Below are 23,873 nucleotides of genomic sequence, written 5' to 3'. Positions count from 1 at the left end.
CTGTCCAGCGACTCTATTCCAGCGGGCGCGAATTTCCGACGGCAGGCCGTAATCCATGGATATTTTTTGGACACCGGCGTCAGGAACAAGCGGGCCGCGAACAAGCGGTTCCGGGGAACGACGAATGCCCCGGCTCGGTGAGCCGGGGCATTCGGTGCGTCTTCGCGGGGGGTACGCGGCGAAGGTCAGACGTTCACGCCGTGGGAGCGCAGGTACGCGACGGGGTCGATGTCCGAGCCGTACTCGGGGCTCGTGCGCGCCTCGAAGTGGAGGTGCGGGCCCGTGACGTTGCCGGTCGCTCCGGAGAGGCCTATCTGCTGCCCCGGGGTGACCGTCTGACCGACGGAGACACCGATGGACGACAGGTGGCCGTACTGCGTGTATGTACCGTCGTTCATCTTGATGACGATGTTGTTGCCGTAGGCGCCGCCCCAGCCGGCCTCCACGACCGTGCCCGCGCCCACCGCGTGGACCGAGGTGCCGCTGGCGGCGTGGAAGTCGATGCCGGTGTGGCTGCCGGAGGACCACAGACCACTGCTGGCCTTGTACGCGGTCGACACGTACGAGCCGGTGACGGGCATGACGAAGGCGTTCAGGCGCTTGCGCTCGGCCGCACGGGCGGCACGCTCCTTGGCCTCGCGCTCGGCCTTGGCCTTGGCGGCCGCCTTGCGCCGGTCCTCCTCGGCCTTCTTCTTGGCCGCGGCCTCCGCCTTCTCCTTCGCGGCGGCCTCGTCGGCGGCCTGCTGCTGGGCAGCGGCCTGCTCGTCGATCTTCTGCGCGAGGGAGTCACCGATGGAGATGGCCCTGCTCAGGCCGGTCTGCTCGAGCGACGCGTCGGCGGCGAGGGCGGGGGCGGCGAGGCCTCCGATGACACCGGTCGTCGTGAGCGCGGCGACGCCGGCGACCTGCGCGGTGGTGCGCGTGAGACGGCTCGGGCGACGGTGCTTCCCGGTGGCACGGGTGAACGCCATGGGGTGGCTGATCCTTTCCTTCCTTCTCGCCTACCGGGTTAGCTGACGGGTTCGGAGCAGGAAGGTCTCCTACGGGCCCCTTCAGGGAAGGGCGTCCGATTCACCCCAGGGACGGTGGGTCCCCGGCTCCCCCGGCTCGCGCCTTGGGGGACTCGGCGATGACTGTCCGGTGCCACGGGCGCGGCGTACATCTGGCGGACAGCCGGACCGACGCTAAGCGGGGCAACTTTCAATCAACAAACCGAACCGGGCTTTTGTAGCGCATGCCACAGGGCAGACAGGCAACCACTGGTTCAATTCGGACAAACAGGGGCCCCGATGGTCATCTCGCCCACCGGGGCCCCTCGTTGCACACCGGTCACGGTCAGCCCGTGACGACGGTCACCTCTCCGATGCCGAGGGCCCTGACGGGCTCCTCGATCTGCGCGGCGTCACCGACGAGCACCGTCACCAGACGGTCCATCGGGAAGGCGTTCACGACGGCCGCGGTGGCCTCCACCGTGCCCGTCGCGGCGAGCCGCCGGTACACCTCCGCCTGGAAGTCGTCCGGCAGGTGCTGCTCGACCTGGTCGGCGAGCGTCCCCGCGACGGCCGCGGCGGTCTCGAACTTGAGCGGGGCGACGCCCACCAAGTTCTGTACGGCCACGTCCCGTTCGGCGTCGGTGAGGCCCTCCGCCGCGAGCGTGCGCAGCACCTTCCAGAGATCGTCGAGCGCTGGACCCGTGTTCGGCGTGTCCACGGAGCCGCTGATGGCGAGCATCGCGGCGCCCGTCCCGTCCGGCGCCGAGCGCAACACCTGGGCGAACGAGCGCACGCCGTAGGTGTATCCCTTCTCCTCGCGCAGGACGCGGTCCAGTCGGGAGGTGAGGGTGCCGCCGAGGCAGTACGTGCCGAGCACCTGCGCCGGCCACACCCGATCGTGCTTGTCCGCGCCGATCCGGCCGATCAGGAGCTGTGTCTGCACCGCGCCCGGCCGGTCGACGATGACGACCCTGCCGGTGTCGTCGGCCGTCACGGGCGGTACGGGGCGCGGCTCGGCCGTGTTCCCCGTCCAGGCGCCCAGCGTGTCCGCGAGGAGGGCGTCGAGGTCGATGCCCGCCAAGTCGCCCACGACGACCGCGGTGGCCGTGGCGGGACGCACGTACCGGTCGTAGAAGTCACGTACGGCCGCCGCGTCGATGGCCGTGACGGTCTCCTCGGTGCCCTGGCGCGGGCGGGACATGCGCGCGGTGGCCGGGAAGAGCTGCTTCGAGAGTTCCTTGGCGGCGCGGCGGCCCGGGTTCGCCGTCTCGTGCGGGATCTCGTCGAGGCGGTTGCGCACCAGGCGTTCGATCTCGCTGTCCGCGAACGCGGGCGCCCTGAGGGCGTCGGCGAGCAGGCCGAGCGCCTTCGGCAGGCGGGAGACGGGCACCTCCAGGGAGACCCGTACACCGGGGTGGTCGGCGTGCGCGTCGAGCGTCGCGCCGCAGCGCTCCAGCTCGGCGGCGAACTCCTCGGCGGGCAGCTTGTCGGTGCCCTCGGAGAAGGCCCTCGCCATGATGGTGGCGACGCCGTCGAGCCCGGCGGGCTCGGCCTCCAGGGGCGCTTCGAGGTTGATCTCCACCGCGACGACCTGCTGGCCCGGGCGGTGGCAGCGCAGCACCGTCAGGCCGTTGTCGAGGGTGCCGCGCTCGGGCGCGGGGAAGGCCCACGGCCTGGCCGTGCCGGCCTGGGGCTGCGGGTGGAAGTCCATGGTCGCGAGCTCGGTCACTTGCCGGCCTCCTTGTCTGCGGTCTCGACGGCGTCTGCGGTCTCGCCGACGGTCTCGTCCGCGGCTTCGTCCGCCTGGGACGCTTCGGCGGTCTCGTCGGCCTCTTCAGAGGCCGTGGGCTCGTAAACGAGCACCGCGCGGTTGTCGGGACGCAGGTGGGCCTCGGCCACCTCCTGGACCTCCTCGGCGGTGACGTCGAGGACGCGCTGGACGGCGGTCAGGGCGAGCTGCGGGTCGCCGAACAGGACGGCGAACCTGCACAGTTCGTCGGCGCGGCCCGAGACCGTGCCGAGCCGATCGAGCCACTCGCGCTCCAACTGGGCCTGGGCGCGCTCCATTTCCTCCGGGGTGGGCCCGTCGGCGGCGAACCGCGCGAGCTCCTCGTCGACGGCCTCCTCGATGACCGGGACCTCGACGTCGGCGGACGTCTTCACGTCCAGCCAGCCCACGGAGGGCGCCCCCGCGAGCCGCAGAAGACCGAACCCGGCGGCGACGGCGGTCTGGTCGCGCCGTACGAGACGGTTGTAGATCCGGGACGACTCACCGCCGCCGAGGACCGTCAGGGCCAGGTCGGCCGCGTCGCACGCGCGCGTACCGTCCTGCGGCAGCCGGTAGGCGGCCATCAGCGCGCGCGCCGGGACCTCCTCCTCGATGACCTCGCGCACGCCCGCACCGATCAGGTCGGACAGGGCGCCGTCGCGCGGGGGCTGCTTGCCCTCGTGGCGCGGGATGGAGCCGAAGTACTTCTCGACCCAGGCCAGCGTCTGCTCGGGGTCGATGTCCCCGACGACCGAGAGCACGGCGTTGTTCGGGGCGTAGTACGTACGGAAGAAGTTCCGCGCGTCCTCCAGGGTGGCCGCGTCCAGGTCGGCCATGGAGCCGATGGGCGTGTGGTGGTACGGGTGGCCCTCCGGGTAGACGAGGGCGGTCAACTTCTCGAACGCGGTCCCGTACGGAACGTTGTCGTAGCGCTGGCGGCGCTCGTTCTTGACGACGTCGCGCTGGTTCTCCATCGACTCCTCGTCGAGCGCGGCGAGGAGGGAGCCCATCCGGTCGGCCTCCAGCCAGAGCGCGAGCTCCAGCTGGTGGGCCGGCATGGTCTCGAAGTAGTTGGTGCGCTCGAAACTCGTCGTCCCGTTCAGCGAGCCGCCGGCGCCCTGCACCAGCTCGAAGTGCCCGTTCCCGTGGACCTGCTTCGAGCCCTGGAACATCAGGTGCTCGAAGAGATGAGCCAGGCCCGTGCGGCCCTTGACCTCGTGGCGCGAGCCGACGTCGTACCAGAGGCAGACGGCTGCGACCGGGGTCAGGTGGTCCTCGGAAAGCACCACGCGCAGGCCGTTGGCGAGGCGGTGCTCGGTCGCTGTCAGGCCGCCGGAGCCGGCCTCGGCGGTGGCCGTGTGACCCATGGGCATGTACGTCCCTTCGATCGCTGAACTATCGCGGAAACTGCAGATGTGCTGCCAGTTCTGCCACTGTATGCAAGCGTTCTGACGCCTGGCGAAGTTCCCGCACTGGGTACGCCCAGAGCGAGCACCGAACGCCCTATGGACGGGTCGCGGTCGGCGTTGTCAGTGGGGCGGTCCACAATGGTGCGCGTCAGATTCTCGTACATGCCCCGGCAGCATCTGTGAAGGAGCCGCAGCAGCGATGGCCCGCCGCAGCACGAAGACCCCGCCTCCCGACGACTTCGAGGAGCGGATCCTCGACATCGACGTTGTCGACGAAATGCAGGGCTCCTTCCTCGAGTACGCGTACTCGGTGATCTACTCCCGGGCCCTGCCGGACGCCCGTGACGGCATGAAGCCCGTGCACCGGCGCATCGTTTACCAGATGAACGAGATGGGCCTGCGCCCCGACCGCGGCTACGTGAAGTGTGCCCGCGTCGTCGGCGAGGTCATGGGTAAGTTGCACCCGCACGGAGACGCGTCGATCTACGACGCCCTGGTGCGGCTCGCCCAGCCGTTCTCGATGCGCCTCCCTCTGGTCGACGGCCACGGGAACTTCGGCTCCCTGGGGAACGACGATCCGCCGGCCGCCATGCGGTACACCGAGTGCCGGATGGCCCCGGCGACGTCGCTGATGACGGAGTCGATCGACGAGAACACGGTCGACTTCGGGCCGAACTACGACGGCCAGGAGCAGGAGCCCGCCGTCCTGCCGGCCGCCTATCCGAACCTCCTGGTCAACGGCGCGTCCGGCATCGCCGTCGGTATGGCGACGAACATGCCGCCGCACAACCTCGGCGAGGTCATCGCCGCCGCGCGCCACCTGATCAGGCACCCGGGCGCCGACCTCGAGACGCTCATGAAGTTCGTCCCGGGCCCCGACCTGCCGACGGGCGGCCGGATCGTCGGTCTGTCCGGCATCAAGGACGCCTACGAGTCGGGCCGCGGCACCTTCAAGATCCGCGCCACGGTCTCCGTGGAGGACGTGACGGCGCGCCGCAAGGGCCTCGTCGTCACCGAACTGCCCTTCGCGGTGGGCCCCGAGAAGGTCATCTCGAAGATCAAAGACCTGGTCGGCTCGAAGAAGCTCCAGGGCATCGCGGACGTCAAGGACCTCACCGACCGCCAGCACGGCCTGCGCCTGGTCATCGAGATCAAGAACGGCTTCGTGCCGGAGGCCGTCCTCGAGCAGCTCTACAAGCTGACGCCGATGGAGGAGTCCTTCGGTATCAACAATGTGGCGCTGGTCGACGGCCAGCCCCTGACCCTCGGCCTCAAGGAGCTCCTGGAGGTCTATCTCGACCACCGCTTCGAGGTCGTGCGCCGCCGCAGCGAGTTCCGCCGTACGAAGAAGCAGGACCGGCTGCACCTGGTCGAGGGCCTCCTCGTCGCCCTGGTGGACATCGACGAGGTCATCCGCCTCATCCGCTCCAGCGACAACTCCGCACAGGCGAAGGAGCGCCTGATGGAGCGCTTCTCGCTGAGCGAGATCCAGACGCAGTACATCCTGGACACGCCGCTGCGCCGCCTCACCAGGTTCGACCGCATCGAGCTGGAGACGGAGCGCGACCGGCTCAACGGCGAGATCGACGAGCTGACCGGGATCCTCGACTCCGACGCCGAGCTGCGCAAGCTCGTCTCGGCCGAACTGGCGGCGGTGGCCAAGAAGTTCGGCACCGAGCGCCGCACCGTCCTCCTGGAGTCGGCGGGCACGACGGTCGCCGCTGTGCCCCTGCAGGTCGCCGACGACCCGTGCCGCGTGCTCCTGTCGTCCACGGGCCTCCTCGCGCGCACGGCGAACGCCGAACCGTTCGGGGGCGACGAGGACGACAGGCGCACCAAGCACGACGTGATCGTCTCCGCGGTGCCGGCGACGGCACGCGGCGAGATCGGGGCGATCACGTCCGCGGGGCGCCTGCTGCGGCTCAACGTCATCGACGTGCCGCAGCTCCCGGAGACGGCCTCGGCGCCGAACCTCTCCGGGGGCGCGCCTGTCACGGAGTTCCTGTCGTCCCTGGAGGCGGACGAGAAGGTGGTCTGTCTGACCACCCTCGACGAGTCCTCCCCCGGCCTCGCGATCGGCACCGAGCAGGGCGTGGTCAAGCGCGTCGTGCCCGACTACCCGGCCAACAAGGACGAGTTGGAGGTCATCGGCCTGAAGGACGGTGACCGCATCGTCGGCGCCGTGGAGCTGCGCACCGGCGAGGAGGACCTCGTCTTCATCACGGACGACGCGCAGCTGCTCCGCTACCAGGCCTCGCAGGTACGTCCGCAGGGCCGGGCCGCGGGCGGCATGGCGGGCATCAAGCTGACCGACGGCGCCAAGGTGATCTCGTTCACCGCCGTCGATCCGGCTGTCGACGCGATCGTCTTCACGGTGGCCGGGTCGCGCGGCACGCTCGACGACTCCGTCCAGACGACCGCGAAGCTCACTCCGTTCGACCAGTACCCGCGCAAGGGGCGCGCCACGGGCGGCGTGCGCTGTCAGCGCTTCCTGAAGGGCGAGGACTGCCTGAGCCTGGGCTGGGCGGGCCCGACACCGGCCCGCGCGGCGCAGAAGAACGGCACCCCGGCCGAGCTGCCCGAGGTCGACCCGCGCCGCGACGGCTCGGGCGTCTCGCTCGCGAAGACGGTCTCAGTGGTGGCGGGACCGGTCTAGCCCGCGTCGCTCTCCGCGTCGCTCGGCTCCTGTACGTATCTCAGGACGCCCCACATGCTGTGCTCGTCGGCATAGGTGTGCGGGGCGTCCTGGGCGCAGGCGGTCAGTTCCTTGCTCAGCCGCGGGGCGTCGATCCCGGCGCCGATGAGGACGAGCCGGCTGAGGCGCGGCTCCCCTGGAGCCCAGGGCTCCGGCGAGAACCGCAGGAACCGCCCGACGGCGTGCACGGTGTACTTGTTGCGCGCGTCGGCCGCACCGAAGTCGACGTACCCCTTGATGCGATAGAGCCCTTCGGGCCTGATGTCGAGGAAAGCCATCAGCCGACCGGGATCGAGCGGCACTTCGGACTCGACGGAGACGCTGTCGTAGGCGGAGTGCAGATGTCCGTCGTGCTGCTCGTCGCCGTCGGGACCGTCTCCGTCGTGCCGGTGGAGGTCGTCGAACGACAGCTGGCCGATCCGCTCGCGCGTCGGCCGGCAGTCGAAGAGGAACTCGGGGTCCACGCGCGCGTACGTCGCGGGAACGACTGCCGCGCCTCCCGCCAGCCCGCGTACGCGCTCCAGGACGCGTCGGTGCTCTGCCTCCGGGATCCGGTCGGCCTTGTTGACCACCACGAGGTCGGCGATGGCCAGATGCCGGTCGAGCTCGGGGTGCTGTTCCCGCGTCGCGTCGAACTCGACGGCGTCGACGACCTCGACCAGACCGCCGTACACGATCCGCGGATTCTCGCTGGCGAGCACCATGCGCACGAGCTCCTGCGGCTCGGCGAGCCCGCTCGCCTCGATCACGATCACATCAATGCCATCGACGCCATCGATGCCATTGCGGGCCGGCGGCCGGGTGAGCCGGTCCAGGTACTCGTCGAGCTCGCTCGCGTCGACGGCGCAGCACAGGCACCCGTTGCCGAGGGAGACGGTGGAGTCGCCGAGCTGCCCGGCGACGGCCATGGCGTCGATCTCGATGGAGCCGAAGTCGTTGACGACGGCGCCGATCCGCGTGCCGCCGCCGTGGTGCAGCAGATGGTTCAGCAGGGTGGTCTTGCCGGAGCCCAGGAACCCGGCGAGGACGACGACCGGGATCTGCTGCGCAAGCTCCTGCCTCGGCTGACTCAACGCGCGACCTCTCTCACGCCGACGCGCACGCCGGTCTCATACCGACGCGCATACCGGCGTTCTTACGACGAATGAATACCGCCCCAGGATACGAGCGCGTAGAATCACCGCGAAGTGAACGATTGTTAGCGTCGCGGGCTGGGCACACGACAGGCATGGCACCCGGACGAGCGACCCGTGCTTCCCTCCGCGTGCCTCCTCTCCGCCCCCCGCCGACCAGAGCCGCTCGGCACCCTGGGGGGCGGTAAGCGCGCCGCCCACCGCTCGCCGGTCCTTTCCCGTCGCCCCGCACCCGACGACCGGCGGACGGTCGCCCGATTCGGGGGTTGACATGGCCACACAGAGTTCTGAGGTACGACGCTGCAGCGCCGCGGCGACAGTGGGTGTCACCTGCGCGGCAGGCTTGGTTGCCGCTGCAGTTGCATTGCATCACCAGACCAAATCGGCACGGACAGCCCGGGCCGAACTCTCCGAACGCTATCGTCAAGCAACGTTGGCTCATCAACAACGGATGCACTTCGACCTGCTGAGCAAAGCGATGGACGATCCAGACCTGGCTGCAGTGCTCGACACATACGACCCTCCTGTGTCGCCACGGGTCCAGCGTCAGTTCCTGTTCGCCAATGCCCTGTACGTGAATACGCTCAATCTCTGGCGAACAGGCGTCATGGAGTGGGAGGAACTTCACGGCCATCTACGTCTTATCGCCCAGAACTCCATATTCAGGGACTACTGGAGCGCCACACGCCCACACCGAGCCAGCTTGCTCGACGGTTCGGACGAAGCCAGGCTGGGCCAAATGGTGGATCGGCTTCTGCAAGATCTCGAGGATTCAGAATCCGACGAATGGTGGGTCATAGGCGAACCGCCAACAGAGTAAGGGCAGTTCAGGGGGGTGGAACGCTCCCGAACATCCCGGCGGGGCCAGCGTCTCACTGGTCAGGTAGTTGACGTCCCGCTTGTTAGGCAAGGGGACGTGCCTCTACCGTGAGGCGCGCGTTGCCCCGATTCCCTGCGTTCAAACGTTTAAATGGGGGTGCGTCTCCATGTCCAGCCCCCAGAACGGACCCGCCGCCTTGAAGATCGTCCGCCGCATCGGCGACTCCCCCCAGCAGCGAGGGAGCACCTCAGGCCAGTCTTGCCCGGATGTCTTCGAGTTGAGCGACGGGAACTTCGCGGTGATCGGCACCGAAGCCACCGCACAGCTCGATGAGCAGCTTCCACCCGACGCCTCCCGCGCCGATTACGAACGCATCGTGATCGTGAGCCGGGATACGTTGGTGCGCGCAAAGAGAGACATCCCCGACGCATAGACGCCCGCCGTCCGTGGCCCTGGGCACCCCCCAGGCGACGGGCGCCATTCACGGTAACCGCGGCGGCGCTGATCGCCGCGGCTCCCCCATCAAGCCACCCTAGGCACCGGCACCGGAGCCGCCGGTCCCACATACCGCGCCGCCGGGCGGATGATCTTTGAGTCCCTCGCCTGCTCAAGGATGTTGGCACTCCACCCCACCACCCGTGCGGCGGCGAACGTGGGGGTGAACATCGTGCGCGGCAACCCGCACAGCTCCATGACCACGCCCGCGTAGAACTCCACGTTCGTGTGAAGTTCCCGCCCGGGCTTCAGCTCCGCGAGGATCGACTCCACGTGGCGCTCGACCTCGACGGCGAACTCCACCATCGGCCCGCCGAACCCCTCGGCGATGCCCCGCAGCATCCGCGAGCGCGGGTCCTCCGTGCGGTAGACGGGGTGACCGAAGCCCATGATCCGGTCACCCGCGAGGACCCGCTCGCGGATCCACCCGTCGATCCGGTCCGGCGTGCCGATCGCGTCGAGCGTGTCGAGTGCGCGGCTCGGGGCACCGCCGTGCAGCGGCCCGGAGAGCGCCCCCACGGCGCCGACGAGACAGGCCGCGACATCGGCACCGGTCGATGTGATGACCCTCGCCGTGAACGTTGATGCATTGAATCCGTGATCAATGGTGGAGATCAGGTACTGCTCGATGGCACGGGCGTGAGCGGGCTCCGGCTCCGAACCCGTGAGCATGTAGAGGTAGTTGGCCGCGTACGACAGGTCGTCGCGCGGCTCGACCGGTTCGAGCCCGTCGCCCAGCCGGTGCAGCGCCGTGAGCAGCGTCGGCACGACCGCCGCGGCGGCCAGTGCGTCGTCGCGCCTTCGCCCGTCGTCGATGTCGTACACGGGGCGGAAGCCCTGCGAGGCACCGAAGAGCGACAGAGCGCTGCGCAGCCCGGCGAGCGGGCCGGAGAGCGCTCCGGCGCGGGCGATCACGGGCAGCGCGGCCCGCACGTCGTCGGGCAGCCTGCGCAGAGCGGCAGTACGCGTGGCGAAGGCCGCGGACTGCGCCGCGTCAGGCAGCTCTCCGTGGATCATCAGGTGCCATACGTCCTCGAAGCTGCGGGTCTGCGCGAGCTCGACGGCCGAGTACTGGCGGTAGTGGTAAACGCCCTCACGCCCTCTGACGTCACCCAATTCGGTGTCGGTGACGACGACGCCCGCGAGTCCCCGCGGTACGTCGACAGGGGCGGCCGTGGTCCCGTTGATCGGCATGTTTCCTCCCTGGACTTGATTCGACTGTCCATGCTTGACTCAATGTCTGTCAATATTGATTGAATCAATACAAGCGATGCGGATATACGGTGGCGCGCATGACGGATCACGAACCCGCACCCGCGCGGGAAGCCCGGCGGCTCAGCACCAAGGAGACGGCCGAACTGCTGGGCGTGAAGCTCGAGACCGTGTACGCGTACGTGAGCCGCGGCCAGCTCAGCAGCCGCCGCGCGGCGCCGGGCTCGCGCGGCAGCACGTTCGACGCGGCCGAGGTGGAGGCGCTCGCGCAGCGCAACAAGCGGGAACCCACGGCCGGTTCGGCCCCTGGCGAGCTCTCGGTGCGCACCCGCATCACGTTGATCGACGAGGACCGCTACTACTTCCGCGGGGTCGACGCGGCCGAACTCGCCGCGCACCACAGCTACGAAGAGGTCGCCGAGTGGCTGTGGACCGGGGTGCTGCGGCCGGGGGTCCGGTTCACCGCTCCTCGGCAGTCGCTCGCAGCGGCCCGGCGTGCCGTGGGGGCCCTGCCGGAACACAGCAGCCCCGTCGACCGTCTGCGGGTCGCCACGGTCGCCGCCGCCGTCGCCGATCCGCTGCGCTTCGACCTCTCCGAAGAGGCCGTACTCGGCACGGCCCGCACTCTCATCCCGACACTGGTAGCCGCCCTGCCGCCCGTACGGCACACGCACCGCGACGGCGGACCGCTCGCACAGCGCCTGTGGGGTCGCCTCTCCGGACGCGAACCCGACGATCCGTCACTGCACGTACTCGACACGGCACTTGGGCTCCTCGTCGACCACGACCTCGCCGCGTCGACGCTCGCCGTCCGGGTCGCCGCGTCGGCGCGCGCGCACGCGTACGCGGCGGTGTCCGCGGGCCTGGGCGTCCTGGAGGGGCCGCTCCACGGCGCCGCCAGCGGACTCGCGCACCGCATGCTCCTCGAAGTCCTCGACCGCGGCAGCGCGGCCCCCGTGGTGGCGGACGAGCTGCGTGCCGGGCGCCGCGTCCCGGGCCTCGGACACCGCCTGTACAAGGGCGAGGACCCGCGCGCCGAGGCCCTGTTCGCCCTCCTGGAAGAGATCCCGCAGGTCCACCCGGCGCTCGCCGCGGCTCGTGACGTCGTGACGACGACCGCCCGCCACACCGACCTCCACGCCAATGTGGACCTCGCTCTCGCGGTCTTCACCGTCTCGTGCGGCATGCCCGCCGAGGCCGGCGAGACCGTGTTCGCGGTGGCCCGGACGGCGGGCTGGATCGCGCACGCCCTGGAGGAGTACGGCGAGCGCCCGCTGCGGATGCGGCCGAGCGGACAGTACGTGGGACTGCGCCCGCCTCAGCCGCTGCCCGCGCCCGACGCCCCACCGCCGGCCGAGTGAGGTTAGGCTCCCCTACGTGAGTACGTGTACGACCGCCTCGCAGGATCTGACCGAACCTCTCGCGGGGACCGCCGCCACCGCGAGTACCTGGCTGCTGATCGAGCAGCCGGGCCCCTGGGGCGTGAAGGCGCTGACGTCCAGCCATCTGGACCCGGAGCTCGGCAGGGCCCTGGAGGCGGCCACGGAGGGGACCGGCGTACGCGTAGCCCTCATCAGGCGCCCGGGCCGGCACGCGGACTTCCACGCCACCATGAGGCGCCATGTGTACGTGGCCCACACCATCCCGGGAAACACTTGGCTGCGCGGCACCACGACCGAGTCCCCGCAGAACTTGCTCGCACTCGACTTCGCCGCCCTCGGAGCGGGTGATCACCGCGGCTTCGGTGCGCCGCACGAGGGCGCGCCGCTCGCCCTCGTCTGCACCAACGGCAAGCGCGACCGCTGCTGCGCCCTGCTGGGACGGCCTCTGGCCGCCGACCTCGCCGCGTCCGGACAGGACGGCATCTGGGAGGTCACCCACCTCGGCGGCCACCGCTTCTCCCCCACGCTCCTCGTCCTGCCCTACGGGTACGCGTACGGTCGTGCCGACGCCTCGCACGTCAGGGACACCCTCGACGCGGTACGGGCCGGCCGGATCACCACCGAGGGGTGCCGCGGCAACTCCGCGTGGGAGCGGCCCGGGCAGGCCGCCGAGCTCGCCGTGCGCACGTCTGCGGGAATCGATGACGCAGGAGTGCTGAGTGTCGTCGGCACCAAGGACGTGGTGCATGGACCCGTGGCTCCGCTCTGGGAGGTGACCGTCGCCCACGCCGACGGCCGCCGCTGGAACGTCACGGTCGCGCAGAGCGCTTCGCAGCCGCCCCGCCCCGAAAGCTGCGGTGCCGCGCTGGGCACTCCGGCGCGCATGGACGTACTCGCGGTGGACGAGACCGCGCCCGTCGTCACCGGCCCGCTCAGCGCGAGCGGCTGACCCGGCGGGGCGCGCCCCGCAACGGCGCACTCGCGGCACCCCCAGCACCGCGAACGAGGCGCGTCCCAGGTCGCGAGATACCCGCCACATCCGCTACGGCGTAGCCCGCTCGCCCCCTTACCGTTCTTCGTATGAGCCCCACTCCCCCCACGCGCCGGCTGCGCTTCGGCCTGCCGCGGCGCGTCTTCGCGCAGGTGCTGCTGATGCAGGTGGCGATCGCCGCCGGGGTGGCCGTGCTCGCGACGGGGCTCTTCCTCGCGCCGCTCAGCGACCAGCTCGACGACCAGGCGATGCGCCGCGCCCTCGCCATCGCGCAGACCACCGCGGCCCAGCCGAGCATCGCCGATTACCTGCGTCATTCACGTCCCACGGTCGGCGGTCCCGTCCAGCGGGAGGCCGAGCGGATCCGCCGCGCCAGTGGCGCCGAGTACGTAGTGATCATGAACAAGGAAGGCGTCCGCTGGTCCCACACGGATCCGGGCGAGGTCGGCAGGATCGTCTCCACGGACCCCAGCGAGGCGCTCGCGGGCCACGAGGTCATGGAGATCGACAGCGGCACCCTGGGCCGCTCCGCGCGCGGGAAGGTTCCCCTGCGCGACGCACAGGGCGACATCGTCGGGGCCGTCTCCGTGGGCATCGAGTACGACAGCGTCAGGGCGCGGCTCATCCATGCCATTCCGGGTCTGTTCGCATACGCGGGCGGCGCCCTCGCGGTGGGCGCGCTGGCCGCCTACCTCATCTCGCGCCGGGTCCAGCGGCAGACCCGTGACCTGGCGTTCTCTGATATTTCGGGGCTGCTGTCGGAGCGCGAGGCCATGTTGCACGGCATTCGCGAAGGCGTCGTCGCGCTGGACCGCAGCGGCCGGATCCGGCTGCTCAACGACGAGGCGCACCGGCTCCTCGGCATCGGCGACGAGGTGATCGGGCAGTCGCTCGACGACGCCCTGGGCCCGGGTCGTACGACCGATGTGCTGGCGGGCCGGGCCACGGGCACGGATCTCGTGACCGTCCGCGGACAGCGCGTCCTGATCGCCAACCGCATGCCCACGGACGACGGCGGCGCCGTCGCCACCCTCCGGGACCGCACCGAGCTGGAGCAGCTGGGCCGCGAGCTCGACTCGACGCGCGGCCTGATCGACGCCCTGCGCGCCCAGGACCACGAGCACGCCAACCGCATGCACACGCTGCTCGGCCTGCTCGAACTGGAGATGTTCGACGACGCCGTCGAGTTCGTCGGCGAGGTGGTGGGCGACCACAGGGCGACCGCGGAACAGGTCACCGAGAAGGTGCACGATCCGCTGCTCGCGGCGCTCCTGGTCGGCAAGGCGACGGTGGCCGCGGAGCGCGGAGTCGCCCTGTGGATCTCCGACAGGACACTCCTCCCCGACCGGTTGATCGACCCGCGGGGACTCGTCACGATCGTCGGGAATCTGGTCGACAACGCGGTGGACGCGGTCGCGGGCACCCCCCACGCGCGCGTGGAGGTCGATGTACGGGCGACCGACGACCACACGGTGGAGCTGCGGGTACGCGACACGGGACCCGGCATCCCCTCCGCCCGACGGGAGTTGATCTTCACGGAGGGGTGGTCCACCAAGAAGCTGCCCTCCCACGGGAAGCGCGGCATCGGCCTGCCCCTCGTGCGCCGGCTCGCGGAGCGGCAGGGCGGCAGCGTGCACGTCGGCGAACCGGACGGCGGGGGCGCCGAGTTCACCGTCGTCCTGCCCGAGGCGCTCACGGACCCGGGCCTCGCGCAGGATGCCACCGGAACACCCACGACCATCACGGCCGACACCATGGCCGATGCCATGGCCACCCCCACGAAGGAGGACCCGCGATGATCGAAGTGCTGGTCGTGGACGACGACATCCGCGTCGCGCGCGTGAACGCGGCCTACGTGCAGAAGGTGGCGGGGTTCCGCGTGGTGGCCGAGGCACACAGCTCGGCCGAGGCCCTGCGCGAGGTGGAGGCCCGGCCGCAGATCGACCTGATCCTCATGGACCACTACCTGCCGGACGAGACGGGTCTGGCGACCGTTCAGGAGATCCGGCGCCGCGGCCACCAGACCGACGTGATCATGGTGACGGCGGCGCGTGACGTCTCCACGGTGCAGGCCGCCATGCGGCTCGGGGCGCTGCAGTACCTGGTCAAGCCGTTCGCGTTCGCGGGTCTGCGAGCCAAGCTGGAGGCGTACGCGGGGCTGCGCCGCACCCTGGACGGCGGCGGCGAAGCCGAACAGGCCCAGGTCGACCGGATCTTCGGCGCTCTCTCGGCCGACACCGAGCCGGACCTCCCGAAGGGGCACTCCCTGAGCACGGCGGAGCTCGTCCGCAGGGCTCTGGTGGAAGCGGAGGGCCCGCTCTCCGCGCAGGAGGTCGGTGACCGTACGGGGCTGAGCCGGCAGACGGCCCAGCGCTACCTGAAGCTCCTGGAACGCACCGGTCGGGCCGGCCTGACCCTCAAGTACGGCGATGCGGGCCGCCCGGAACACCGTTATGTCTGGGCGACCCGCACCTGAGCCACGTCCATCGAGTTGGCGTGGTCAGCCGGCGGCCTTGTCCACGAACTCGGTGGTGTAGGTCTTGCTCAGGTCGACCTTGGCGTTCTTGATGTTCGGGTTGAACGCCTTGAGCACACTCTCAACAGTCTCGGGACCGTTCTTGGGCATCACGCCGTCCGTCGTGAACATCGGCAGTGTGGCCTTGATCGCCTCGGCGTACAGCTTCTTGTCGCCCTGGGAGTAGTCGGCCGGCATCTTGGCCGCGATCTCGTCGGCGCTGTGCGTGGACATCCACTTGAGCGTCTTCACGAAGGCGTTGGCGAGCTTCTGGACCGTCGGCTTGTGGCTGTTGACCCAGTCGGTCTGCATGTAGAGGCTCGACGACGGGTACGGGCCGCCGAGCGCCTCCTGGGAGCCCTCCGGGGTCCGCATGTCGACAAGGACCTTGCCGAGCTTCTTGTCCAGGATCGTGGCGACGGTGGGGTCCGTCGTCATGCCGCCGTCGATGGCGCCCTTCTGGAGCGCGGAGACGAACGTCGGGCCGGCGCCGACGGCCACGGGCGAGAACTGGCTCGGCTGGACGCCGTTCTTGACCGCCAGGTACTTCGTGAGGAAGTCCGTCGAGGAGCCGAGACCCGTGATGCCGAGCTTCTTGCCCTTGAAGTCCTTGGGCGAGGAGATGGCCCCGGACGCCTTGTTGGAGACGATCTCCACCTCTCCGGGGGCACGTGAGAACTGCACCACTGACTCGACGGCCTTGCCCTTCACCTGCAGGTCGAGGGTGTGGTCGTAGAAGCCGACGGCTCCCTGGACCTGGCCGGAGACGAGCGCCGTCTCGGCCTGGACACCCGCGGGCTCACTCAGAAGTTGGACATTCAAACCCTCACTCTTGAAGTAGCCGAGCCGGTCCGTGAGCATCGCCGGCATGTAGATGACCTTGTCCAGGCCACCGACCATGATCTTGACGTGCTCACCCTTGGCGTCCGCCTTCTTGCCGGAGCCGGTGCTCGTACTGGCGGCGTCGTTGGCGCACGCCGTGAGCGAGGAGAGGGCGAGCAGGCCGGTCGCTGCGAGGGCACAGAGCCGCGTGGTGTTGCGCATGGTGGTTCACGTCCTTGTGAAGAGACTGAAGAAGGGGGAGAGGGTGGAAAAGGCGGAGGGCGCAGAGGGCGCGGAGGGCGCGGAGAGCGGTACGGGGAAGCGCTCGTGACTCGCGCCGAGCGGCGGTGGTCAGCTGTCCGAATCCGCGGGCTTCCAGCGGAAGATGCGGCGCTCGGCAAAGGTGAGCAGCCCCTCGGCCAGCAGGGCCACGACGGCGAGGATGACCATCGCCGCGTACACACCGGCCGCGTTGAAGGTGCCCTGCGACTGCGCGACGAGCAGGCCGACGCCCTTGGTCGCGCCGATGTACTCGCCGACGATGGCGCCGATCAGCGCGAAGCCGAAGCTCACATGGAGGCTGGTGAAGATCCATGACGTGGCGGACGGGATGACGACCTGAAGCGTCACCCGGCGGTCGCTGGCGCCGAGGATGCGCGCATTGGCGACCAGGTTCCGGTCGACCTCACGGGCTCCCTGGAAGGCGTTGAAGAACACCGGGAAGAACACCAGGACGACGGCGGAGGCGACCTTGGAGGCCGGGCCGAGGCCGAACCAGATCACGAAGATCGGGGCGAGCACGATCCTCGGGATGGAGTTGAGGACCTTGATGTACGGGCCGAGGATGTCGGCGAGGAAGGTGATGCGCCCGAGCGCGATGCCGAAGACGACACCGGCGATCACGCCGATGATCCAGCCGACGAGCGCTTCGTAGAGCGTGTACCAGACCTGTTCGCCCAGCGAGCCGAGCGCCGTGCCGTGGGTGGTCCACGTCCAGATCTGATCCCAGATCTTCGACGGCATCGAGAAGTTGAACGGGTCGATGATCGCGGCGCGCGCGACCACCTCCCAGAGGCCGAGGACGGCGACGAGGAGCAGGACCCGGGCGCTGCCGATCAGCACCTTGCGCCGGCGGGCGGCGCGGGCCTTGGTGACGGCGCGTCCCGGCTCGGCGGTTTTGGTGGCGGGCACGACGGTTGCGGCTTCAGGCGACATCGGCGGCACCTCTCTCGCGCGTGATGCGGACCTCTTCGCCCAGGGACTCCCAGATCTCGCGGTAGATCTCGATGAACTCGGGCAGCAGGCGCACCGACTCGACCTTCCTGGGGCGCGGCAGGGCGATGTCGAAGACCTGCTTCACGGTGGCCGGGCCCGCGGTCATGACGACGACCTTGTCGGCCAGCGCGATGGACTCCTCCAGGTCGTGGGTGACGAAGACGACCGAGGCGCCCGTCCCCTCCCACAGTTCAAGGAGCTCGTCCGACATCAGGGCCCTGGTCTGGACGTCGAGCGCCGAGAACGGCTCGTCCATGAGCAGGATCTCGGGGTCGTTGACGAACGTGGCGGCGAGCGCGACGCGCTTGCGCTGGCCTCCGGAGAGCTGGTGCGGGTAGCGGTCCTCGAAGGAGGCGAGGCCGACGCGGGCCAGCCACTCGCGGGCCTTGGCCTTCGCCTCGGCCTTCGGTACGCCGCGGAAGCGCGGACCGGCCATGACGTTGGACAGCACCGTTCGCCAGGGGAACGTCGCATCCTGCTGGAACACGAACCCGACCTTGTCGCCGACTCGCTCGACGGGTTCGCCGGCCACCAGGACCTCGCCGTCGGTGGGCTCCTCCAGGCCGCTGACGAGGGTGAGGGTGGTCGACTTGCCGCAGCCCGTGGGGCCGACGACGGCCACGAACTCGCCGCGTCCGACGGTGAGATCGAGCTCCCTGACCGCGGTGTGCAGGCCGCCCGAAGGTGTCCTGAAGGTTTTGCTCGCGCCCCGCAGTTCGATGGCGGGGCCGGTGTCTGTGCTCATGGCCGGAAGGTAGATGTGACCTGGGACACCGCATCAGTCTTCTGGGCGCAAGGTGTACTTCTGCTTGCAAGAGGCTGTTGTGCTCGTTTTGCTCGCGCTACAACAGCTGAGCCGAAACACGCGCTTAACAGCTCGCCTGGGCTTGAGGGAGAGAGGCCCGATGATTGACGTCCTGGTCGTGGACGACGACTTCCGTGTCGCCGAGATCAACGCGAAGTACGTGGGAAAGGTTCCCGGCTTCCGGGTGGTGGCCCGTGCCCACAACGCCGCGCAGGCACTGGCCGCCGTGGAGCGCCAGCGCATCGACCTCGTGCTGCTGGACCACTACCTGCCCGACATGACGGGCCTCGAACTCGCCCACCGGATGCGGGAGAACGGCCACGACACCGACGTCATCATGATCACGGCGTCGAGCGACGTCCTGACGGTGCAGGCGGCGATGCGCCAGGGAGCCCTGCACTACCTGGTGAAGCCGTTCACGTTCGCCGCGCTGCGCTCGCGGCTCGACTCGTACGCGGCGCTGCGCCGCACCGTGGACCGGGTCAGCGGCCGCGGCGCTGCGGGCCAGGAGCAGGTCGACCGGATCTTCGGTGCGCTACGGACGCTGCCTGTGCCCGTGTCGCCCGGCCTGCCGAGCGGTCAGTCGGAGCCGACCACGGATCTGATCCGCGATGTGCTGCACCGCGCCGACCATCCGCTGTCCGCCCACGAGGTGGCGGCGGAGACCGGCCTGAGCCGCTCCACGGCGCAGCGGTACCTGCGCCACATGGAACAGTCGGGGCGGCTCCACCTCTCGCTCAAGTACGGGGACACCGGGCGTCCGGAGCATCGCTATGTGTGGGTGGCGCCGTGAAGTGGCCTGCGGTGGCCTGACCTGACCTGAGCGCTCTGGGGCAGCCGCGCTGGGCCGGTCACACCTGTGGGGCGCGGTCCTCAGACGGCTCCCGCCCCGGTCAGCGCACGCACCTCCGTCTCCGCGTGCTTGGCCACGTCCGGTGGCTCATGCGAGGTGACCGTGCCGAGCCAGCCCGCCAGGAAACCGAGGGGGATGGAGATGAGGCCGGGGTTCTCCAGTGGGAAGTACTGGAAGTCCACGCCGGGGAACAGCGAGGTCTCGCTGCCGGACACGACCGGTGACAGGACCACCAGGACGAGGGCGGGCACGAGCCCTCCGTATACGGACCACACGGCGCCGCGCGTGGTGAAGTTCCGCCAGAACAGGGAGTAGAGCAGTACGGGCAGGTTCGCGGAGGCCGCCACGGCGAAGGCGAGGCCCACGAGGAACGCCACATTGAGGTCGCGGGCGAGCAGTCCCAGGGCGATCGCGACCACGCCGATCCCGGCGGCGGCGACGCGGGCCACGGCGACCTCGCTGCGCGGCTTGGCGCGGGGGTGGCGCAGGGACGCGTACAGATCGTGGGCCACGGAAGCCGAGGAGGCGAGCGTGATCCCGGCGACGACGGCGAGGATCGTCGCGAAGGCGACGGCCGCGACGACAGCGAACAGAACCGTTCCACCTGTGGAGTCCGGGCCGCCGCCCAGGTCGAGCGCGAGCAGCGGAACCGCCGTGTTCCCCGCCGCGTTCGAACCCCGCACGGCCTCGGATCCCACGATCGCCGCCGCACCGAAGCCGAGCACGATGGTCATCAGGTAGAAGCTGCCGATGAGACCGATGGACCAGATGACCGAGCGGCGCGCGGCCCGTGCCGTCGGAACGGTGTAGAAGCGCGACAGGATGTGCGGCAGTCCGGCCGTGCCGAGCACGAGCGCAAGGCCCAGGCTGATGAAGTCGAGCCTCGCGGTCCAGTCGCCGCCGTACTTCAGTCCGGGCGCGAGGAACGCGGCTCCGTGCCCGCTGCGCTGCGCCGCCGTACGCAGCAGCTGGTCGAAGTCCCCGTGGAAACGCACCAGGACGAGCACGGTCAGGGTGATCGCCCCGCCCATGAGCAGGACCGCCTTGACGATCTGGATCCAGGTGGTGGCCCGCATCCCTCCGAGCGACACATAGATGACCATGAGCCCGCCGACGCCGACGACGGTCCACGCCTGTACGGCTCCGCCGGTGCTGCCGAGCAGCAGCGCGACCAGGCTGCCCGCACCCACCATCTGCGCCACCAGATAGAGAACGGACACCGTCACCGAGGAAGTTCCCGCCGCGATCCGCACAGGGCGCTCTCGCATCCGGGCGGCGATGACGTCGGCGAGAGTGAACCGCCCGCAGTTGCGCACGAGTTCGGCCACCAGCAGCAGCACGACGAGCCAGGCCACGAGGAACCCGACCGAGTAGAGCAGGCCGTCGTAGCCGAAGAGCGCGATCAGGCCGGAGATCCCGAGGAAGGAGGCGGCCGACATGTAGTCGCCCGCGATGGCGAAACCGTTCTCCATGGGCGAGAACAGCCGGCCGCCCACGTAGAACTCCTCCGCCGATCCGTGCCTGTTGCGGCTCACCCAGGTGGTGATCGCCAGCGTGACGGCGACGAACACACTGAACAGCAGCAGCGCCAGTGTCTGATGGTTCCCGGTCACCGCTGGCCGCCCTCGATCACTCGGGTCATCTCCTGGGTGTCCCAGCGCAGTTCGAGCGCCGCGCGGTCCCTTCGCAACCGTGCGTGGCGCGAGTACAGCCACGTCAGAAGGAAGGTGCTGAGGAACTGCCCGAGTCCCGCCAGCATCGCCACATTCACCGCTCCCGCGACGGGCCGGCCCATCAGACCGGGGGCGGTCGTCGCCGCCAGGATGTACGCGACGTACCAGGCGAAGAAGGCCGCGGTGGCCGGAATGACGAACCTCCGGTAGCGGCTGCGCACTTCCTGGAAGGCCGCGCTGCGCTGCACCTCCAGATAGATCGCCGCCGCGCTCCGCTCCGGGGGGCCGGCCTGGGGAGGTACGGCCGGGGCCGGTGCCCCCGTGCCGTCCAACTCGCCCCACCCGGAGGCCAGCGCGTCGTACCAGGGATCGCCGAGAACACCGCGATCACCGGGCCGGGTCTGCGCCGCCTCGCGCCCGTCGTGCTTCTCCACCGAACTCTCCTTGTCCGCAGACCACTTAGGCCGCGAGCCCAAGGATGGGCAGAACGGGAAGATCCCGGACTCTTCTCACATCTCCCTTCACCCCATTAGGTGATGGCCGACCCCGGTGGCTGAACCAGGCCGTGCCGATAGGCGTACCGCACTGCCTGAGCCCGGTCCTTGAGACCGGTCTTGGCAAAGAGATTGTTGATGTGTGTCTTCACCGTCGCGGTGGAGACATGCAGGGCACGGGCGATCTCCTGATTGGTGAGACCCTCGGCGATGAGCCCCAGAACTTCGGCCTCTCGCGCGGTGATTCCGTCGGGCGGCTCCACGGGCGCGGGGGCCGGCGCCGGCTCCGTGAGACGCTCCAGAAGCCGGCGCTGGATCTTCGGGGAAAGGCCCGCGTCGCCGGAGAGCACATCCTCGACGGCGCGCACGATCTCGTCGCCGCCCGCATCCTTGGTCAGATAGCCGCGTGCTCCGGCCTTGAGCGCGGGGAACAGCGACTCGTCGTCCGCGTAGGTGGTCAGGATGACGACCTGGGTTCCGGGGTACTTCGATCGGATGCGCCGCGTCGCCTCCACCCCGTCGCAGCGCGGCATACGCAGGTCCATGAGGACGACGTCCGGGGCGAGTTGGGCAACCAGCGCGACGGCCTCGTCGCCGTCGCCGGCCGCTCCGACGACCTCGATGCCGGGCAGGAGCCCGAGCAGCATCACGATGCCTTCGCGCACGACCGTCTGGTCATCGGCGACCACCACTCTGGCGTCCCTACGCGCCGCACCGCCCCCCTGCGAACCCGCCGTGTCCGCCGCGCCAGACTGGGAACTTTCCGCGTCCGCACCGCCCACTTGCGAACCCCCCGAGTCCGCCGGACGATCCGTCCCGTTCGCCCCCGGGTCCGTCCCGCTCATGCGGGTACCTTCAACTTCACTGCGAAACCCTCCTCGCACGGCCCTGCGACGAGCGTGCCGCCGAGCAGCTCCGCACGCTCCCTCATCCCCAACAGACCGTAGCCGGAGCCACTGACAGTGAGCTCCCCCGCCGGCGCGGCCGAGCCCGGATCCCTCACCTCAAGGGTCACCTCGGCGGTGCCGTACTCCAGTCTCACCTGGGCCTTCGCGCCGGGCGCATGCTTGCGTACGTTCGTCAGGGCCTCCTGGGCGACCCTGCGTACTGTCTGTGACGCCTCGACGGACAACGGCCGCCGCACCCCCTCCACCGAGACCGTCGCGCCGTCCGTGGCGACGAGTTCGCGCAGGAAGTCCTCCAGCGGGGTCATCTCTCCGCGCAGCGCCGAGAGTGCCTGGCGCGTCTCGGTGAGCCCGTCGCGTGCCATGCCCCGGGCGGCGACGACGCGCTCGTGGATCTGGTCGAGATCCGCGCCCCGCTCGATGAGCAGGCGTGCCGCTTCGAGGTGGACGAGCTGGGCGGAGAGGCTGTGCGCCAGCACGTCGTGGATCTCCCGCGCGATCCGGGCCCGCTCGGCCAGGGCGGCGGATTCCGCCTCCGCGGCGCGCGCGGCCCGTTCCTGGCGGAGCAGCCGCTGGGCACTCCCTCTGGCCTCCGCGTCGAGGCGCAGGACGTATCCCGCAAGGCAGAGCCCGATGGTGGTGACCGCTGTGGTGAACCATGCGTCGTTGTTCAGGACCGCGAACCCTGTGAGTGCGCCGGCCGTGAGAGGAATGGCCGCGACCAGGGGCAGCCGTTCAAGAGCGGTGACGGCGCAGCCGCACCACAGGACGAGCGCCGGCCCTCTGAACCCCGTCTGCTCCGCCGCGAATGCCGCGCCCAGCAGGACGGCGAGCAGACCCACGGAGGGCCACAGCAGGTGTTCCAGCGTGGTCCGGAAGAACCCCCAGGCCGCGGCGCCACAGGCGATGAGTGCGACCGGCGTCAGGGCAACGGCCCAGCCGTGCATGTCATGCTCCGCCGCCGCGGTCCACACGAGAGCCGTGAGCGCGACCGCTCTCACGACGCGAGCAAGGACCCGTCGCGCCCGCGTGAGCCCTTCGCGGGAGAGCGCCTCCCGCGAGGGCCAGCTGGTCCAGGCTCCGGACGTCACACACGGTCCTTCCACGACTGCACGGGCACGCCGTCACCGTACGCCCCGGCCCCCTGGGGTGCAGGCCGCAGGGACTGCGCACGCCAGATGAGGACTCCGGAGCGGACGAGCAGTGTGGCGGCCAGGGCGAGCATGAGCGCCGCGCTGCCCTGCTTGATACCGAAGGCCGCGCCGGCGGCGTAGAGCCCGGCTCGTACGGCGATTCCGACGACCCAGACGGCGCCGCTGGCCTTGGTGCTCTTGCTCCACACGGTGCCGTCCTGCGCGGTCCAGATCCGGGTGGTCCAGGCCCAGCCGGCTCCGAGGGCGAGTCCGACGAGCAGCTCGAGGCCTATGAGCGAGGCCGAGAGGGCCTGGTGGTGGGAGTCGAGGAGGTCCGGCTTGCGCAGCGCCATGAAGACGAGCACGGCGGGCACGACCCACCAGCGCTTGCCCATGGTGATCTGCTGCGCCTTGAACTGACGGACGACCACCAGCACGACGACTGCGATGATCACCAGCACATTGGTGAGCCCGGACATGGCGGCCTCCGACTTTCCGTGA

21 protein-coding genes and 1 riboswitch are annotated in these 23,873 nt (G+C 70.0%); of the genes, 8 read left to right on the top strand and 13 right to left on the bottom strand.

Annotation, left to right across the window (positions count from 1 at the left end; translation table 11 throughout):
• Positions 1-185: 185 nt before the first annotated feature.
• The 3 genes from ACZ67T_RS00315 to ACZ67T_RS00305 form a co-directional block, all read right to left on the bottom strand.
• The gene (locus ACZ67T_RS00315) at positions 186-971 is read right to left on the bottom strand and encodes a M23 family metallopeptidase (RefSeq protein ID WP_469980607.1); all 786 of its coding nucleotides are present in this window, start codon (positions 969-971) and stop codon (positions 186-188) included.
• Positions 972-984: 13 nt separating this feature from the next.
• A riboswitch (cyclic di-AMP (ydaO/yuaA leader) is annotated at positions 985-1,139 on the bottom strand.
• A gap of 196 nt (positions 1,140-1,335) precedes the next feature.
• Positions 1,336-2,721 carry a M16 family metallopeptidase gene (locus ACZ67T_RS00310; RefSeq protein ID WP_469980605.1) on the bottom strand — a complete coding sequence of 462 codons (1,386 nt, stop codon included), beginning with the start codon at positions 2,719-2,721 and terminating at the stop codon, positions 1,336-1,338.
• Positions 2,718-4,133 (bottom strand): M16 family metallopeptidase, encoded by a 1,416-nt coding sequence (locus tag ACZ67T_RS00305; RefSeq protein ID WP_469980603.1) that lies wholly within the window; start codon positions 4,131-4,133, stop codon positions 2,718-2,720. Before ACZ67T_RS00305 ends, ACZ67T_RS00310 begins: the two co-directional genes overlap by 4 nt.
• Positions 4,134-4,368: 235 nt before the next feature.
• On the opposite strand from ACZ67T_RS00305, the gene ACZ67T_RS00300 reads away from it, so the two are divergent.
• A complete protein-coding gene (locus ACZ67T_RS00300) occupies positions 4,369-6,825 on the top strand; it encodes a DNA gyrase/topoisomerase IV subunit A (RefSeq protein WP_469980602.1) in 2,457 nt (818 codons plus the stop codon).
• Here the strand turns inward: ACZ67T_RS00300 and ACZ67T_RS00295 are convergent.
• Positions 6,822-7,937 carry a CobW family GTP-binding protein gene (locus ACZ67T_RS00295; protein ID WP_469980601.1) on the bottom strand — a complete coding sequence of 372 codons (1,116 nt, stop codon included), beginning with the start codon at positions 7,935-7,937 and terminating at the stop codon, positions 6,822-6,824. The two genes, ACZ67T_RS00300 and ACZ67T_RS00295, sit on opposite strands and share 4 nt — an antisense overlap.
• 331 nt (positions 7,938-8,268) lie before the next feature.
• Between ACZ67T_RS00295 and ACZ67T_RS00290 the strand changes: the two genes are divergently transcribed.
• Entirely contained in the window at positions 8,269-8,817 is a 549-nt protein-coding gene (locus ACZ67T_RS00290) for a DUF6082 family protein (RefSeq protein WP_469980599.1), read from the top strand.
• 196 nt (positions 8,818-9,013) lie between these two features.
• Entirely contained in the window at positions 9,014-9,250 is a 237-nt protein-coding gene (locus tag ACZ67T_RS00285) for a hypothetical protein (protein WP_469981338.1), read from the top strand.
• An 89-nt stretch (positions 9,251-9,339) separates the two neighbouring features.
• On the opposite strand, the gene ACZ67T_RS00280 is transcribed toward ACZ67T_RS00285, so the two are convergent.
• The gene (locus ACZ67T_RS00280; RefSeq protein ID WP_469980597.1) at positions 9,340-10,506 is read right to left on the bottom strand and encodes a citrate synthase/methylcitrate synthase; all 1,167 of its coding nucleotides are present in this window, start codon (positions 10,504-10,506) and stop codon (positions 9,340-9,342) included.
• Between the two features lie 98 nt (positions 10,507-10,604).
• Here ACZ67T_RS00280 and ACZ67T_RS00275 point away from each other — a divergent pair, with 98 nt between their 5' ends.
• The 4 genes from ACZ67T_RS00275 (at position 10,605) to ACZ67T_RS00260 (ending at position 15,373) form a co-directional block, all read left to right on the top strand.
• Positions 10,605-11,885 (top strand): citrate synthase, encoded by a 1,281-nt coding sequence (locus tag ACZ67T_RS00275; RefSeq protein ID WP_469980596.1) that lies wholly within the window; start codon positions 10,605-10,607, stop codon positions 11,883-11,885.
• Positions 11,886-11,901: 16 nt separating this feature from the next.
• On the top strand, positions 11,902-12,855 hold the full coding sequence (locus tag ACZ67T_RS00270) for a sucrase ferredoxin (protein ID WP_469980594.1): 954 nt from the start codon (positions 11,902-11,904) through the stop codon (positions 12,853-12,855).
• Between the two features lie 131 nt (positions 12,856-12,986).
• Positions 12,987-14,696 (top strand): sensor histidine kinase, encoded by a 1,710-nt coding sequence (locus tag ACZ67T_RS00265; RefSeq protein WP_469980592.1) that lies wholly within the window; start codon positions 12,987-12,989, stop codon positions 14,694-14,696.
• On the top strand, positions 14,693-15,373 hold the full coding sequence (locus ACZ67T_RS00260; RefSeq protein WP_469980590.1) for a response regulator: 681 nt from the start codon (positions 14,693-14,695) through the stop codon (positions 15,371-15,373). The genes ACZ67T_RS00265 and ACZ67T_RS00260 overlap by 4 nt, the downstream gene beginning before the upstream one ends.
• Positions 15,374-15,397: 24 nt before the next feature.
• Here the strand turns inward: ACZ67T_RS00260 and ACZ67T_RS00255 are convergent, their stop codons facing one another.
• From ACZ67T_RS00255 to ACZ67T_RS00245, 3 genes are all read right to left on the bottom strand, one after another.
• Complete coding sequence (locus tag ACZ67T_RS00255) at positions 15,398-16,456, bottom strand: ABC transporter substrate-binding protein (protein WP_469980588.1); 1,059 nt, start codon at positions 16,454-16,456, stop codon at positions 15,398-15,400.
• Positions 16,457-16,585: 129 nt separating this feature from the next.
• A complete protein-coding gene (locus tag ACZ67T_RS00250; protein ID WP_469980586.1) occupies positions 16,586-17,449 on the bottom strand; it encodes an ABC transporter permease in 864 nt (287 codons plus the stop codon).
• Positions 17,439-18,254: an ABC transporter ATP-binding protein gene (locus ACZ67T_RS00245; protein ID WP_469980584.1), complete on the bottom strand. Its 816-nt coding sequence runs from the start codon at positions 18,252-18,254 to the stop codon at positions 17,439-17,441. The genes ACZ67T_RS00250 and ACZ67T_RS00245 overlap by 11 nt, the downstream gene beginning before the upstream one ends.
• Positions 18,255-18,414: 160 nt before the next feature.
• Here ACZ67T_RS00245 and ACZ67T_RS00240 point away from each other — a divergent pair, with 160 nt between their 5' ends.
• Positions 18,415-19,107: a response regulator gene (locus tag ACZ67T_RS00240; protein ID WP_469980582.1), complete on the top strand. Its 693-nt coding sequence runs from the start codon at positions 18,415-18,417 to the stop codon at positions 19,105-19,107.
• An 80-nt stretch (positions 19,108-19,187) separates the two neighbouring features.
• On the opposite strand, the gene ACZ67T_RS00235 is transcribed toward ACZ67T_RS00240, so the two are convergent.
• The 5 genes from ACZ67T_RS00235 to ACZ67T_RS00215 all read right to left on the bottom strand — a co-directional run bounded on the left by ACZ67T_RS00235 (position 19,188) and on the right by ACZ67T_RS00215 (position 23,851).
• Entirely contained in the window at positions 19,188-20,780 is a 1,593-nt protein-coding gene (locus tag ACZ67T_RS00235) for a solute symporter family protein (RefSeq protein WP_469980580.1), read from the bottom strand.
• Positions 20,777-21,274, bottom strand: a complete 498-nt coding sequence (locus ACZ67T_RS00230) for a DUF485 domain-containing protein (RefSeq protein WP_469980578.1) — start codon at positions 21,272-21,274, stop codon at positions 20,777-20,779. The genes ACZ67T_RS00235 and ACZ67T_RS00230 overlap by 4 nt, the downstream gene beginning before the upstream one ends.
• Positions 21,275-21,369: 95 nt before the next feature.
• Positions 21,370-21,981: a response regulator gene (locus tag ACZ67T_RS00225; RefSeq protein ID WP_469981337.1), complete on the bottom strand. Its 612-nt coding sequence runs from the start codon at positions 21,979-21,981 to the stop codon at positions 21,370-21,372.
• A 194-nt stretch (positions 21,982-22,175) separates the two neighbouring features.
• Positions 22,176-23,330 carry a sensor histidine kinase gene (locus ACZ67T_RS00220; RefSeq protein WP_469980576.1) on the bottom strand — a complete coding sequence of 385 codons (1,155 nt, stop codon included), beginning with the start codon at positions 23,328-23,330 and terminating at the stop codon, positions 22,176-22,178.
• The gene (locus tag ACZ67T_RS00215; RefSeq protein WP_469980575.1) at positions 23,327-23,851 is read right to left on the bottom strand and encodes a DUF1453 domain-containing protein; all 525 of its coding nucleotides are present in this window, start codon (positions 23,849-23,851) and stop codon (positions 23,327-23,329) included. Before ACZ67T_RS00215 ends, ACZ67T_RS00220 begins: the two co-directional genes overlap by 4 nt.
• Positions 23,852-23,873 lie beyond the last annotated feature (22 nt).

It is taken from the genome of Streptomyces sp. NPDC107517 (genome assembly GCF_055582645.1).
Note: the sequence above shows the minus strand (reverse complement) of the source record. Positions and strands in the feature narration are given on the sequence as shown.